Source organism: Micromonospora endophytica (assembly GCF_003236305.1).
Lineage (GTDB): Bacteria > Actinomycetota > Actinomycetes > Mycobacteriales > Micromonosporaceae > Micromonospora > Micromonospora endophytica.
Genome location: NZ_POTX01000159.1, coordinates 1 through 14,121, shown reverse-complemented (window position 1 = coordinate 14,121; position 14,121 = coordinate 1). Strand labels below are relative to the sequence as shown.

The 14,121-nt window shown below is 66.6% G+C and carries 9 protein-coding genes, 1 pseudogene and 1 CRISPR repeat array; of the genes and pseudogenes, 3 read left to right on the top strand and 7 right to left on the bottom strand.

Features of this window, described 5'->3' with window-relative positions; all coding sequences use genetic code 11:
- Nucleotides 1-477: 477 nt before the first annotated feature.
- Nucleotides 478-945: pseudogene (locus C1I93_RS20780) on the top strand (ISL3 family transposase); the annotation flags it as partial.
- 126 nt (nucleotides 946-1,071) lie between these two features.
- Nucleotides 1,072-4,624: direct repeats of the CRISPR family, unit length 37 nt; unit sequence GTTGAGATCCTCGCCGACGGCGAACCGCCAGCGCCGG.
- A 132-nt stretch (nucleotides 4,625-4,756) separates the two neighbouring features.
- Here C1I93_RS20780 and cas2 read toward each other — a convergent pair.
- From cas2 to cas5c, 6 genes are read right to left on the bottom strand one after another with little or no spacing between them, the layout of a single operon-like run.
- Nucleotides 4,757-5,062, bottom strand: coding sequence for a CRISPR-associated endonuclease Cas2 (gene cas2, locus C1I93_RS20775; RefSeq protein ID WP_223256768.1), 306 nt, complete (start codon nucleotides 5,060-5,062; stop codon nucleotides 4,757-4,759).
- On the bottom strand, nucleotides 5,047-6,045 hold the full coding sequence (cas1, locus tag C1I93_RS20770; RefSeq protein WP_249412362.1) for a CRISPR-associated endonuclease Cas1: 999 nt from the start codon (nucleotides 6,043-6,045) through the stop codon (nucleotides 5,047-5,049). The genes cas2 and cas1 overlap by 16 nt, the downstream gene beginning before the upstream one ends.
- Nucleotides 6,046-6,070: 25 nt before the next feature.
- On the bottom strand, nucleotides 6,071-6,712 hold the full coding sequence (gene cas4, locus C1I93_RS20765) for a CRISPR-associated protein Cas4 (RefSeq protein ID WP_111244972.1): 642 nt from the start codon (nucleotides 6,710-6,712) through the stop codon (nucleotides 6,071-6,073).
- Between the two features lie 7 nt (nucleotides 6,713-6,719).
- A complete protein-coding gene (cas7c, locus tag C1I93_RS20760; RefSeq protein ID WP_111244971.1) occupies nucleotides 6,720-7,610 on the bottom strand; it encodes a type I-C CRISPR-associated protein Cas7/Csd2 in 891 nt (296 codons plus the stop codon).
- On the bottom strand, nucleotides 7,607-9,493 hold the full coding sequence (gene cas8c, locus C1I93_RS20755; protein WP_223256769.1) for a type I-C CRISPR-associated protein Cas8c/Csd1: 1,887 nt from the start codon (nucleotides 9,491-9,493) through the stop codon (nucleotides 7,607-7,609). Before cas8c ends, cas7c begins: the two co-directional genes overlap by 4 nt.
- Complete coding sequence (gene cas5c / locus C1I93_RS20750) at nucleotides 9,493-10,182, bottom strand: type I-C CRISPR-associated protein Cas5c (protein ID WP_111244969.1); 690 nt, start codon at nucleotides 10,180-10,182, stop codon at nucleotides 9,493-9,495. The genes cas8c and cas5c overlap by 1 nt, the downstream gene beginning before the upstream one ends.
- Nucleotides 10,183-10,529: 347 nt before the next feature.
- Between cas5c and C1I93_RS31250 the strand changes: the two genes are divergently transcribed.
- On the top strand, nucleotides 10,530-10,751 hold the full coding sequence (locus tag C1I93_RS31250; protein ID WP_146603543.1) for a hypothetical protein: 222 nt from the start codon (nucleotides 10,530-10,532) through the stop codon (nucleotides 10,749-10,751).
- 84 nt (nucleotides 10,752-10,835) lie between these two features.
- Here the strand turns inward: C1I93_RS31250 and cas3 are convergent, their stop codons facing one another.
- A complete protein-coding gene (gene cas3, locus C1I93_RS20745) occupies nucleotides 10,836-13,109 on the bottom strand; it encodes a CRISPR-associated helicase Cas3' (RefSeq protein ID WP_181445256.1) in 2,274 nt (757 codons plus the stop codon).
- 78 nt (nucleotides 13,110-13,187) lie between these two features.
- On the opposite strand from cas3, the gene C1I93_RS31245 reads away from it, so the two are divergent.
- Nucleotides 13,188-13,559: a hypothetical protein gene (locus C1I93_RS31245; protein ID WP_146603542.1), complete on the top strand. Its 372-nt coding sequence runs from the start codon at nucleotides 13,188-13,190 to the stop codon at nucleotides 13,557-13,559.
- Nucleotides 13,560-14,121: the final 562 nt, after the last annotated feature.

Sequence of the window (14,121 nt, the reverse complement as noted above, 5' to 3'; positions counted from 1 at the left end):
CGCCGACGCCTCAGGCCGCTTCTTCCGTCCGGACTGCTCGTTCAGTGTCGCGGTCATCACGGCACCCTCCTCACCAGGCACAACGCCCGGCAGGTCAGGCCGGAAACACCGTTAGATCCACACGCCCGGAATGGCGGCCACGTTCATGGCTGTCGCGCTGGCTCTCCTGGGTGAGATCGACTCCGATGTGTTACTTGGTCACCTCAAATAGGCCGCCACCTCGGTGTGTGGGCAGTCCAAGTCGTTGGTCGGGTCCGAGAAGTTGCTTTCATCCAACAGGCGCGTTCACCCCGAGGACATCTGGCAAAAGGTGCAGTAGCCATGCGTACGTGTCTGGAGCTAGATCTTCGGGTACTTCGGCCTCGCGTGCGCTCATGAGTTCGCCGAGTAGGTTGCGGAGTTCGGCGGAGTGCCCCTCGATGTAGGCGGCGCGCATGAGGTCGTGCCACGGCCCGTCGTCGCCTCTGTGGGGATCGGCTGCCCAAGCTTGTTGAACGGCCCAGCGGGCGTTCGTCGTGTCGCTGGCGTCCAGGTACATGGTCGCGAGTTGGTGGGCGGTGTCGACGATGGCGGATCCTGCTGCTCACCCATCCCGACCGGCTACCACCCGAGCAGACCCGCAACCTACACGACGTCCAAGCGGCATGCCCGCACCTGACCGCTGCCGGCCAGCATGTGCGCGCCTTCGCCAAGATGTTGACCAACCTCACCGGCCTACAGCATCTATCCGAGTGGATCGACAACGTTCGGGCGGACGACCTTCCCCACCTGCGGCAGTTCGCCGACGGACTCCGAACCGACTACGACGCCATCCTCGCCGGCCTCTCCACACCGTGGAGCTCCGGCCAGGTCGAAGGACAGAACACCCGGGCCAAGCTGATCAAACGCCTCGGCTACGGCCGCGCGAACTTCGACCTGCTCCGCAAACGGATCCTGCTTCAAGCGTGGACATCGCCACAAGATCAGCGACAGAGCCCGCTCCCGCGTACCTACCTGTGCACTCGGGCCTGTACGCCGACACGAACCGCCAGCGCCGGCCCCCACGGTGAGCTTGCCGGCCCGCGGGTCGATGTTGAGATCCTCGCCGACGGCGAACCGCCAGCGCCGGCTGCGGGGAACATCGCCGTGCAGGTGACGCCGTTGACGTTGAGATCCTCGCCGACGGCGAACCGCCAGCGCCGGCGGCCTTGCCGACGTCGTACCCGAGCCGGTTGAGCCGGTTGAGATCCTCGCCGACGGCGAACCGCCAGCGCCGGGTCCTCACCTGACCAGGCGTGTTCCTCCCGGTAGTCGTTGAGATCCTCGCCGACGGCGAACCGCCAGCGCCGGTTGTTGCAGCCCCACGCGCAGACCAACCCGATGGAGTTGAGATCCTCGCCGACGGCGAACCGCCAGCGCCGGGGTGCCGGTAACCGACTACAGCCGGCGTCGTGACCCGTTGAGATCCTCGCCGACGGCGAACCGCCAGCGCCGGTCCGGTCCATGTAGTGGCCGTCGAGCGGACCCGGGTCGTTGAGATCCTCGCCGACGGCGAACCGCCAGCGCCGGGACGTACAAGCGGGCCAGCACGACGACGGTGCGCGTGTTGAGATCCTCGCCGACGGCGAACCGCCAGCGCCGGCCTCGACGACCGGCTCTACACCGACGTCGAACTCGACCTGTTGAGATCCTCGCCGACGGCGAACCGCCAGCGCCGGCGGCGATGGCTGGGCCGGTGGTGATCTTCCCGCCGTTGAGATCCTCGCCGACGGCGAACCGCCAGCGCCGGGCGGGTCTTCTTCACCAAGATCCCGCCCCACCCGAAGTTGAGATCCTCGCCGACGGCGAACCGCCAGCGCCGGCTGCTCCACCGTGCTGGGTGGCCGCGCGCCGCCCACGTTGAGATCCTCGCCGACGGCGAACCGCCAGCGCCGGGGTCGACCAGCTCGTCCGCGATCCGGTCGAGCCCGTTGTTGAGATCCTCGCCGACGGCGAACCGCCAGCGCCGGACGGCACGAGCGGCATCACCGCGACCGCGAGCTGCACGTTGAGATCCTCGCCGACGGCGAACCGCCAGCGCCGGTCGGTCAGTGTGCGGTCGCCGATCTCCAGCGCGGTGTTGAGATCCTCGCCGACGGCGAACCGCCAGCGCCGGTGGGCAGCGCTTCCAGGTCGGCCAGGGAGTGGGTGATGTTGAGATCCTCGCCGACGGCGAACCGCCAGCGCCGGCCGCGCGCCGCATTCCTCGCTGACGGTGCGCGCCCGGTTGAGATCCTCGCCGACGGCGAACCGCCAGCGCCGGTTGTGCTCCCGGATCGTCTTCCGGAACGCGCCACGGGCCGTCCGCTCCAGGTTGAGATCCTCGCCGACGGCGAACCGCCAGCGCCGGGGTCGCGGTGGCGGCCAGCAACGGCGGCAAAACCTTGTTGAGATCCTCGCCGACGGCGAACCGCCAGCGCCGGTAGGGTCCACCGTTGGATTGGCAGGCAACGAACGGGTTGAGATCCTCGCCGACGGCGAACCGCCAGCGCCGGTCGTCCAGGGCCGTCGATCCGGCTGCGCACGATCAGTTGAGATCCTCGCCGACGGCGAACCGCCAGCGCCGGCCGGACCGCCTCGCCACCGACCCGCGCCATGAACGGTTGAGATCCTCGCCGACGGCGAACCGCCAGCGCCGGAGCCCCGCCGAGGCCGAGCACATCCAGCGGCAGTGGTTGAGATCCTCGCCGACGGCGAACCGCCAGCGCCGGTGCAGACCGGCCGACTGCACGAAGACGGAGTGACCCGGTTGAGATCCTCGCCGACGGCGAACCGCCAGCGCCGGTTGGGACCGAAAGGCGAGAGAGGCAGTCGCTAAGAGTTGAGATCCTCGCCGACGGCGAACCGCCAGCGCCGGACGCAGTCTTGCTGCCGCCGCCACGCAACGGGGTGATGTTGAGATCCTCGCCGACGGCGAACCGCCAGCGCCGGTTCGCCGTGTCCCCGGCCGCCCACAGCCTGTATATGTTGAGATCCTCGCCGACGGCGAACCGCCAGCGCCGGCCGCCGGCTGGCACGCCCTGTACGACCCCGACGGGTTGAGATCCTCGCCGACGGCGAACCGCCAGCGCCGGCCGCCCACCCTGGCGTGCGACGGCACCCAGGCCCAGGTTGAGATCCTCGCCGACGGCGAACCGCCAGCGCCGGGCATCGGCTGCGTCACCGGACCTCACCGCCCTGGGCGTTGAGATCCTCGCCGACGGCGAACCGCCAGCGCCGGTCGATCGACAGGAGAAGGGATCTAAGGGTGGCAAGTAGTTGAGATCCTCGCCGACGGCGAACCGCCAGCGCCGGTGTCGGACGGCACCCCGCCGACCGCGCCCAACCCGAACGTTGAGATCCTCGCCGACGGCGAACCGCCAGCGCCGGTACGTGGCGGCCTCGATGAGCCCCTCGCCGCCCCGGGTGTTGAGATCCTCGCCGACGGCGAACCGCCAGCGCCGGTCCCCATCGCCATCCACGACGGCCGCACCCAAACCTGGTTGAGATCCTCGCCGACGGCGAACCGCCAGCGCCGGTTGCGGGTCTCGTAATGATTGCTGAGGTCAGTAACGTTGAGATCCTCGCCGACGGCGAACCGCCAGCGCCGGGCGCGGCCGGACCGGGGCCGCGTCGCCACATGAAGGTTGAGATCCTCGCCGACGGCGAACCGCCAGCGCCGGGTGACGCTGCGAGTCGAGATGGCCCGCCGGCTCATGTTGAGATCCTCGCCGACGGCGAACCGCCAGCGCCGGCCGAGTTGTTCGGCCCGAAGTCATGATCGTCGTGCATGTTGAGATCCTCGCCGACGGCGAACCGCCAGCGCCGGTCGTCGACGTCGTGCTCCCGCACGGGCGCGACTGGTTGAGATCCTCGCCGACGGCGAACCGCCAGCGCCGGTCCGACGGCGTACGCGGCTGCCGACAGCGCATTGAGGTTGAGATCCTCGCCGACGGCGAACCGCCAGCGCCGGTGTCGTACCGAGGGTCTGCCCCGACACGGTGAGGGTGTTGAGATCCTCGCCGACGGCGAACCGCCAGCGCCGGTGTCGTACCGAGGGTCTGCCCCGACACGGTGAGGGTGTTGAGATCCTCGCCGACGGCGAACCGCCAGCGCCGGCCGGTACCGACGGACAGGGCCATCGTGGCCAGCTCCGGGTTGAGATCCTCGCCGACGGCGAACCGCCAGCGCCGGGCCCATGGGTCGAGCTTGCGGACCTGGCAGAAGTGGATGTTGAGATCCTCGCCGACGGCGAACCGCCAGCGCCGGCCGCAAGCGCGGCGAGACACCCGCCGCGTTTATGTTGAGATCCTCGCCGACGGCGAACCGCCAGCGCCGGACCCGACCCCGGAGCCGGACCCGGTCAAGCCGTGAGTTGAGATCCTCGCCGACGGCGAACCGCCAGCGCCGCGCCACCACCGCCGCGCTACCGGCAGCCGACGAGCCGGTTGAGATCCTCGCCGACGGCGAACCGCCAGCGCCGGCCGGGCTGCTCTCCACCGGCCGCGCCACCGGCAAGGTTGAGATCCTCGCCGACGGCGAACCGCCAGCGCCGTAGATCTGCACCTGCGGCACCAGCGGATCAGCAGGGTTGAGATCCTCGCCGACGGCGAACCGCCAGCGCCGGCTTGTTGACCTGCGGGAAGACGAATCTGAGCGTGATTGCCGCAGCAACAAGCTATTGGAATGCCCCTTTCGCTCCCGTTTTTGCCTCGGAACCTAGCGCTCAGATTCGTCGAACTTGAGGTTCCTAGATCATCTAGAGTATGTGGTCACCGTGGTGTGGCGCGAGGCGGGCGGCGCCGAGACATTCCACGGCTCGCAGGCTGCCGGCCGTCAGTCGGTATAGCCGGATGCTGTCTGCCTGGGCATCGATGATATCGATGAGTTGCTGTCGAAGGCTTGGCAGTTGGGCGGCGGTGCACGTGACTTCGAAGACGGACTTCTGCACCCGTATGCCGTATCCCTCGCAGACTTTCGCGACCCGCCGTAGTCGGCGCTCTCCCTGCTTGGTGGTGGTGTCCACGTCGTAGGTGATCAGGTATTCCATCAGGCCGGGCTCCACGGCAGATACCGTGGCGTGTCGCCGCGCAGGTGTCGGGCGAGCAGCCGGGCTTGGATGACGGGCAGGGTTGCCGCTGGAACGGGCCGGTCGAGCTGCCGGTGTGGCCATTCTCGGGCTCGTGCCTCACTCCACTGAGTGAGGAATGCGCGACGGCCGTCCTCGGTTAGTTCGCAGCCGCCTCCGGGGTGGGTGGTGAAGTGCTCGGGTAGCAGTTGCCGCAGGTTGAAGGCGGTAAAGACCGTCCGGTCGACGAGTAGTTGCCGCATTTCTTCCATGAGGTCGAGAGCGAGCGCTGGCTTGCCGGGCCGGATGCCGTGTAGGTAGCCGATGTACGGATCGAGGCCCACCGTTTCAAGTGCGCCGTGGACGGCGACACGCAGCATGCCGTACCCGAACGAGAGTGCGGCGTTGACGGGGTCGGTCGGTGGCCGGCTGACTCGATGCGTCGGCGCAGGTACTTTCGCGTGCGCTGACAGTAGATGTCGCCAACAGCCGACGTACCGCTTCGCGGCTTGGCCTTCGATCCCGAGCACGACGTTGATGTTGTCGGTGTTGGCCAGTCCCGGCAGGTCGTTGGCGATGGCGGTGGCTGCGGCACGCAGTGCGGCCTGCCGCGCTCCGCTGGCATCGGCTGCGGCACGCAGCAGTAGTTGTCGGGTGTTTTGGAGTTTGCCGGCGACGAACGACCGTGCCACGTCAAGCCGGCGAGCTGGGTCGCGGAGCGCGTCGTGCTGCGCGACCCGCAGCAGCGGATTGCCGCCCTGCGGGCCGATCACCCGGGACAGGAATCGGCCGTTGCCGGACAGCCAGGTCACCGATCGTTGGTCGGCGGCGCATCGATGCCGCAGATCCTCGGTGATGGACACGCCGCCAAACACGACGACGTGATCGATGCGGATCAGCGGGAGTCGCTTGGGGCCGCTGTCGGGGTGATAGACGCGAACTGCGTCGTTGTCGAGGTTGAGGATGCTTCCGGGCCGCATGACATAGAGGGTGTTCTTGATGACTTCAGGCATTCCAGTCGCCGAGGGGTCGTGGTGAGTAGAGGTCGAAGGCAGTGTTCAGTGCCTTGGGTAGGCAGTCGTCGAGGAGTGAGCACCGTCGGCACCGCCGGTCGGCGGCCGGTGGCGGCAGTGTGGCTGCGGTGAGCGCCGAACGCAACGCAGCGACCGTCTCGCCGACAGCCGACAGCATGGCGTCGGTCAGCGGCACACGGTGCCGACGGCGATCGGCATGGGTGAAGATCTCGCCGTACGGCACGTCGAGGTCGAGCATCTCCCGCAGGCAGATGGCCTGTGCGGCGACCTGCACGTCAGCTGGGCCATGTGGTTGGTACCGGCCGATCTTGTGCTCCACGGGTACCGCCGTGCCATGTCCGATTTCCACCACGTCGCACCGACCGTACAGGCCCAGCTCACGGCTCCAGACCGGAACGGCGTAGTGCTGACGCATGCCGGGGGCTGCGGTGGCCCGTACCCCGGGTTTGTCGACCCGCTCGTGCGCCAACTGGCCCCGCACCGTGTTCCCGTCATCGGTGAAAACGCCTTCGACGTGGATGAGCGCGGCCTGACGGGGACAGTAGGCGTAGTGTTCCAGGGCGGATAGGGCGATCCGACCGGCGTCGTTGTCCCCGTCAGGCCACCATGTCATCCGTTGCTCACCGGTGCAGCGCTTCGGCGGTGATACCGGCAGGCAGATCGCCGAGGTCGTCGGCAATGTCGTAATCCGAGAAGGCACGCGGCACGTCTCTCGTCGGTTTCACCGTGATCCGATCGAGGAGCGGCTGCACCGGCGCGTTGCCGAAGGCATCGCTGTGGTTGAAGACGTACAACCCGCGGAGTGTCATGATCCCCCGGGTCGCGGTGCGGTCGTGCTCGAACATGAACCGCAGCGAGTGGTAGAGCGCAGCCAGGTCCTCGCTGGTCACCCCTGTGCGGCGGGCCAGTGCTGCCGAGTAGTGGAACTGAGCACGATAGAGGGCGTACGGTACCGTCCACTTGCTTCCCATCTCCGTGCTCTGACCCTCGTCAATATCCTTTTGTCGGGTCTGCGTGATGCGGGTGATGGCGTGCGAGACCGGCATCGCCGGGTCGATCGAGCGGGCCATGCCGAACTGCAGCGGCCCCCGGATCTGGCCGAGTGCCTTGGTGTCGCCGGTGGACAGCACCGCCCCGAAGAGCCGTACGTCCACGTAGCGGTCGGTCATCCATTTCCGGGCGGTCTCGGCCTGCTGCGGGGTGAGCTTCTTGGCGTTGGGTTGGATGCCAGTCGCCGTGTAGGACTCGACGGCACGTGTGTTCAGTGCGTGCCCGGCTTCCACGAAGATCTGGTAACGCGCCAGGTCGTACCCGAGGCTTTCGGCGGCGAAGCCGATCGTGTCCCGGATCTTGCGTTTGATCGCGACGTCGGTGACCAGGCCGTGACCGGTGGCCTCGTCGACCCGCGGCCGGTTGCCCCCGTCCGGGTCGCCGTTCGGGTTGCCGTCCACCACGTCGAAGAAGAGGACGGCGTCGTGGCGTACGGACGGGTCAATGGTGTGCGGCTTCACTGCTGGTCGTTTCCTTCCGGGAGGTCGGCGTTGCTGTCCGTCTCGTTGAGGGTCAGTTCCTCGACCGGCACTTCGGGGGCCTTGCCGGCGCGGGCCATCCGGATGTCGTGGGCCTGCTGGTGGAAGTAGCCGAGCACGAACCACGACTGGCTTTCCGCGTCGCCGAGGGGTGTGACCGGGCCGTCGAGTCGGTCGTGCAGGCTGCGCAGCCGTTCGCGGAACCGGTACGCGGCCTTGGCCGCTCGTTGGGCCTCGGTCCGTTCACTGGCTTCTCCGTTGCGTATGCGCGCTTTGCTGTCCAGCTTCTTGAGCCAGGCGGCGGAGAGTTGACAGCCCTGTGCCAGAGCCACACGTGGATTGGCGACGGCACCTGCGAAGTAGCGGTGGAAGAACGTCGCGTTGGGCAACTCGTCACCCGGGTAGGCCCGGTGTTGCAGGGATTCCAGCACGGCGAAGAGCCGCCCGTACAGGTAGGCGGGGTTGTCCTGTTTCTCGTCGAGCACGGCGGCGGGTCCTTCTCCTTTACGAAGCGGATGGCGGTTGAGGGCGACGCGCAGCAGCGCGGCGCGTGGCCCGTCGATCCGCAGATCGGTGCGGACCCGGCGGACCACGTGCGCCAACAGGTACGCCGGCAGCAGGTCGCCGTGCAGCGCACTGTGCAGCAAGAGTTGGGCCAGGTCATCGGGCCGGTCGGCGGCCTTGTCGTGAAGCTGTATGTAGCGGCCGGAGTTTGGTGCGTCACCGGGCTGCCACTGGCCGGCGCAGAGCACGAGCAGCCAGATCGGAAAGCCGCTGGGATATTCCGCGCTCCGGGCGAGGATCTGATGGTCGAAGAACCAGGTGTCGACGTTGGCTTCTGCCTCGGCCAACGGCATGGTCACCCAACGGTGGACGACCAGCCGAGCCACGTTGCCGGACAGGGTCACCGATTGGAAATCGGCTGTGTCGGCTCGACGGCGGACGGGACGGCCGGAAGCGAGCGAGTGCAGGTGGTCGCGAATCTCTTCCAGCTTGCCGGAGAGCAGAAGGATGGTCTTGCTGGCGACACCCTTCGTCGCCCACCAGATCAGGCGTGAGCGTTGGCCGGCGAAGGTGAAGGTGGAGTGCTCGCCGTTCAGAATGGCGTGCAGGTTCGTCACGGCGGCCGATCCGCAGTCCACGCAGATCGGCGAGCTGACCAAACCCTCAGCGTAGTCGTAGGTGTGGATCCGCTTGTTGGCCGAGACCAGGGCGATTTCCTGTTCGGCCCGTGGTATCAGCACCTTGGGCAGTGCCTGCGGTAGCCGGTCGAGTAGCGCAGCCTGGCTACCGCACACCAGACACAACCCACGTCGCTGGGAGTTGCCGGCGGTACCGCCGCTCTTGCGTTCGCGGACCACCTTCTCCCACAGCGTCCAGAGCGAGTCACGATCGGTCACCCGAGACCCGGCGACCTTGACGACGACGAGGTCTTTCGACTTCGCCTCGTCGAGAAGGGCGGGCCGCTCGTTGCGGTCGTAGAAGGCCACCATGGCTCGCGCCGCCGGATCGTCGGGAAACTCCCGGAGCCAGCGTCGGGTCAGTTCGATGAACGCGGCGTGTGCTTCGCGTACCCGTTCCGGCTTCGCTTTGCTGTCACACCAGCCGAGAACGTACTGCGCGTCGTCAACGCCGAGGGCCGGTGCCACGCCGGAGGTCCGGCTGACGTTTGGCACGACGACCGGCACCCCGAATTTGGTGGCCCGCTCGGACGGATCGGCGAGCGACACGATCCTGAGAAAACGGCCCTCCCGGTCGAGGTTCAGCTCCCAGCGGATCACCCGCTGCCGGCTGTACGGGCGGGCAGCCTCGCCCTCGTCAGTCTCTTCCGCCGGTGGCTGGTAGTCGACGAGTTGCCTGAGCATCAGGCAACTCCCGCCGACGCAGCCGTCAGGTCGGCGCCGGGGCCGGTGCCCGGGATGCCCTGCGCCGGGATGTGCAGCACGCCAGCCTCCAGGCGCGCGGTGAACCAGTCGAACCGAGAAGGCGAGCCATAGTGGATGCGATGCAGCATGATGCCCAGGTCAATCGTGTCGCCGATCGGCGCACGATCGTCGGCTGCAAAGAACGTGGCCGGGAACTCCCGGGTGCCGAGGAATGGGTACTGGTAGCAGGCGCCCCGCTCGACTCGGCGTCGAAACTGGTCGCGGTAGGCCGCCTCGGTCTTGTCGGCGTGAGAGGCCACCTCCACCTGCGCGTGGATGCGGTACTCCACATCGCGTAGACATACCGCGCTACGTTGGTCTCGGTTGCCGACGGTGTCGATCCGGCGGCCGTTGGAGGCCGCATCCGCCAAACTGGGCAGGTCGTGAGTCTCGTTCCGCCGAAGGGTAAACTGCTGGATCGGACGCAACACCTCGATCTTGACGGGGACCCAGCGGAACTCCGGCTTCCAAAAGATCGCGTCCAGGATGCCGGTCGCCGCCGACGGTGTCATGACCGGGTACGTCACCCGTTCGACTCGCAGCTCAGGCCGCGTGAACAGAGCACCCTCGCCCTTGACCTGCACCACGACCGGTGGGTGCTTCCGGGCACCCGAAGATCGGCTCACCATAGATCTCCTCTCGTTGGGGTTCACGCCATGAATGCAATGAGTGGTGTGGCGGACTAAAGGCGGGACGCTCGCTCCGGGCCTAGGCCAGATGGCCTGGCCCCGGAGCGAACCAGCTGATTGGTTTGACCAGTCCCGCTTCCCGCCGACAGTTGAGATCCTCGGAGTAGCACAGGCAGGTGCCCGCTCTCCGCCATCGGCGCCTCTCGCCTACGGAGGCGTGGTCAGCTTAGCAAGTTCTGTCGGCGGGAAGTAGGACTGGTTGCCCGAATTGCAATCGACGCTCTAGTATCCGAAGCCGACGGACGTGCGGCCCCCTCCGCCGGAGGGCTTTTCCAAGGGAGTAGTAGGTGGACGGTGGCGAGGGCTCCGCTCTCCGAACCAAGCGGACGAATGACAGGCGACTTTTGGCGGCGATTGCCCTGCTCGCTGCCTTGCTCATCGCTGCGGGAGCTACCTGGCTGGCCTGGTTCGGCGGCGCGAATCCGGCGAATGCTGCCCTGGCTGGAGGCGGCGCCTTCACGGCGACGGTCTTCTTGATGATTGCTTTGATCCAATTCCTTGACGACTAAACTGTCGATCTTGACCGCCTCGGGCGACCACTTTGGGGTGGGCAAGGTCGCGCTGGACGCACACGACACCGACCTCTCGCGAGGTCATAGCAAGAAGTCCTGTCGATCAGGCTCGAGAACGATTCCGTGTCCGTCGTCGTATCTGCCCAGCCACTCGTAGAGGTCGCCCACCACGGGTGACAAGTTCGCCTGCACCTCAGGCTTGGTCGTCAACTGCCGCCGAACGGTCACCACGTAGGGCTGCAACCTCCGAAAGGCGCTGCGGTCGGGACATGGTCCACGCAGTTCAGCAAGACACTCGTTGATCAAATTATGTGCCTGCTGGTCGCCATAGCGGACGACGATGGGCACGGTGTCGTCGATGATCATCCGGAAGGCGAGCTTGCGGTCTCGTGCTTCTCGGCCCCTGGCGTCGATCCCGGTGACTGGTCCGTCGGTGACTGACCGGAAGTCCCACCTGTGACGGTTGGAGCGAATCACCTGCGCAGGGCGGCCCTTGGCCTCGATCCCCAACGAGTCGTAGAGGTCGACGAAATAGTCTTCTAGCGCCTCCGTGTCCTCAGGGTCCCTGTCGGGCCCGAAGTAGATTTCGGCTTTTTCGACCTGGGTCTTGTACGACGGCGGCATCCCGCCATCGGCCGGGTCGAAGATGACGACCAGTCCTCCGCCCGGCATCCCCAACTTGCCTTCGCGGTTGCACCGGCCGGCGACCTGGGACATCGAATCTGGGGGCCCGATCGCCCGGAACGCCACTGGGAAGTCGAGGTCGACACCGGCTTCCACCAGCGACGTGCTTACCAGGAAGATCGGCGACTTGGCTTTAAGGCAATCGCGGACTTTGTCGAGCACAGCTCGTCGGTGCGCGGGACACATGGCGGTCGACAGGTGCAGGGCCGTGATGTCGGGTGACGTGGGGGCGGCCTGGTAGGCGTCGCGGGCATCGCGGACCGTGTTGACCACCATCAAGGCTTGCCGGTGGGACGCCGCCTCGGTGACCACGTCAGCCAGTGCGGGTTTTGGCGTGACACGCCACTCGAACTGAACGCGCCGACATTCGTCGAACAGCGCCGATGGATCTGTGATGATCTCGCGTACGTCGAGCTTTTCAAACGGCTTGAACGCACCGAGCACCGGTTGGGTGGCCGAGGAGAGCAGGATCGTGACACCGAAGCGCTGCACGAGTATCCGCAGGGCATCGGCAATCTGCGGCAGCAGGCGATGCGGTAGCGCCTGCACCTCGTCGAGGATGATCACCGAGTTGGCGAGACGGTGAAGCTTCCTCGTGCGGGACGGCATGCGACCGAACAGCGACTCGAAGAGCTGCACCGTGGTGGTGACCACAAACGGAACGTCCCAGTTTTCTGAGGCGAGCTTGCGCCATGACTGAAGCTGCTCGGTGTCTTCGGGATCACCAAGGTCGACGTGGCTGTGCTGCTCCAGGACGACCCGCTCAGCCTCGGCCTCGCCCGGGTCGAGCAGTTGCCGGTAGACGTTGGCGTTCTGCTCCGTGATCGTGATGAACGGCACCGCCACGATGATCCGGCGCTTGCCATGACAGACGGCATGCCGCAGCGCGAAGCCCGCCGAGGCGATCGTCTTGGCAGTTCCGGTCGGCGCTGTCAGTCGGAAAATGCCCGGCTGCTGCTCCGCTGCCGTCATCGCTTCGGAGAACACCCGCTCCCGGTGCGCGTCCATTGGCCCTTTTGGCCGGTTGTCCAGGAACTTCTTTCTGCGGCTGAGAAAGCGTTCGAGCAGTATCGGCCCATTCAGGTCTCGGCCGAGCCGGTGTGCCGTACCCATGCGATGCGCCTGAGTGTCCAAAGCATCAGCATCAACCAGGCAGCTGAAGAGGAAGCGGACCAGGAACTCACGCGTCATGGCGTCGGCATCGACATAGCTGGTGGACAACTCTGGGAGGGCGGAGAACATCTCGGGAACGAGCGTGCGCAACCGCCGCTCCGCGTCAGCCCATCGATCGGTGAGCGCGCCCAACTGCGCGTCGTCGGCACCGAGGAGCCCGTTGACCTCCTTCCTGGACGTCAGGCCCCCGTGATGCCCGGCCACCGCCCACATCACCGGCTCCAGACCGTGTCGCTCAGCAAGGTGCACGCCAAACGACTTGTGGTCGAGACCGACCCTCTTTCCAGACGGCTCGACTTTGAGGAGTTTCTCCTGCCAGGCGCACCAGGCTTTGCCGCCGTCGTGCACAAGTCCGGCCCACCATGCCAGGTCGCCCATGCCGAACGGTTCCGCGAATGATCGCGCGAGCCGTGCTGTATCCCGAAGGTGATCTTCAAGCCGGTGCCGCTCACCGCCGGAGGCGCTGTGTGCCCACAAGTGATCATTGGTGCTTGCCACGCCGCGGACCATAAGCGAGGCGTCCGACAAAAATCAGCAATCGAAGCCCGCGAGTCAGGTAGCCGACACTCGGGCTACATGAAGGTGAACAACTTTTCCCTGACGGACGAAACGGGACCGGCACAAGCCGGCAGCCGGATATCCCAGACCGGCTTCCCGCTCGTTGATCACGTCGTGGTGGTGAAGTGGCGTAGGCATCGGTCGGACTTGTCGGATGAGCGGTGTCGCGTATCTGAAGGACCGGATCGCCGCCGCGAAGGGCGAACCTCAGGTGTACGGAACGCAGACGCGGTGCGGTTCGGAGGGCCGGTCCCCGCGACCCCGATCCGCGACGAGGCCGGCGTTGAACAGCAACGAGCGGCGGCAGTTCTTCAATCTCTGGCCGCCTACCTGGCCGAGATGGCCGCGATCTGCGCCCAGAACCCGAACGAGGGTTGTTCGTGCTGGTGAGCCCAGGGGACTTTAGAAGGTGGGACGTGTGGCCACGCGACTCGGCCGGCCGTCAAGAGTCAGGTTCCCGTCAGCCGACCTTCAGAAGGTTGGCTACCAACTCATTGATGGCTCCGTATGTGTTCGGCGATAGGTCCTCCGGTACTTCCGCTTCACGAGCACGTACCAGGTCGTCCAGGAGGGCTCGAAGCTCGGCAGCACGGCCGTCGGCGTGTGCTACTCGCATGGCGTCGATCCAGGGGTGGTCATCAAGGCGGGCAGGGTCCGCAAGCCAGGCCCGTTCTACGGCCCACCTGGCGCTGGTGGTGTCTCCCGCAGCAAGGCAAAGAGCCACGAGTTGGTGGGCGGTATCTACGACAGCCGAGGCGAGGTTGTGCGGTTGGACTTCGCTACCCGGCAGCCAGGTGTAGGGGTTGCGGTAGCCGGACGAGTAGGTGAGGTTCCCCCGGTAGCTCGGAGGCTTTCGATCATGCTCTGATGGAGCTGAAGGGAGTCATCCGTGGCAGCACCGAAGAAGTACCCCGATGAGCTGCGTGAACGTGCGGTGCGTTTGTATCGGGAG

Excerpts from the sequence above, each read along its gene's own strand:
- cas1 (WP_249412362.1), bottom strand. The coding sequence starts at position 6,045 with ATGCGGCCCGGAAGCATCCTCAACCTCGACAACGACGCAGTTCGCGTC.
- cas4 (WP_111244972.1), bottom strand. The coding sequence starts at position 6,712 with ATGACATGGTGGCCTGACGGGGACAACGACGCCGGTCGGATCGCCCTA.
- cas8c (WP_223256769.1), bottom strand. The coding sequence starts at position 9,493 with ATGCTCAGGCAACTCGTCGACTACCAGCCACCGGCGGAAGAGACTGAC.
- cas5c (WP_111244969.1), bottom strand. The coding sequence starts at position 10,182 with ATGGTGAGCCGATCTTCGGGTGCCCGGAAGCACCCACCGGTCGTGGTG.
- C1I93_RS31245 (WP_146603542.1), top strand. The coding sequence starts at position 13,188 with ATGAAGGTGAACAACTTTTCCCTGACGGACGAAACGGGACCGGCACAA.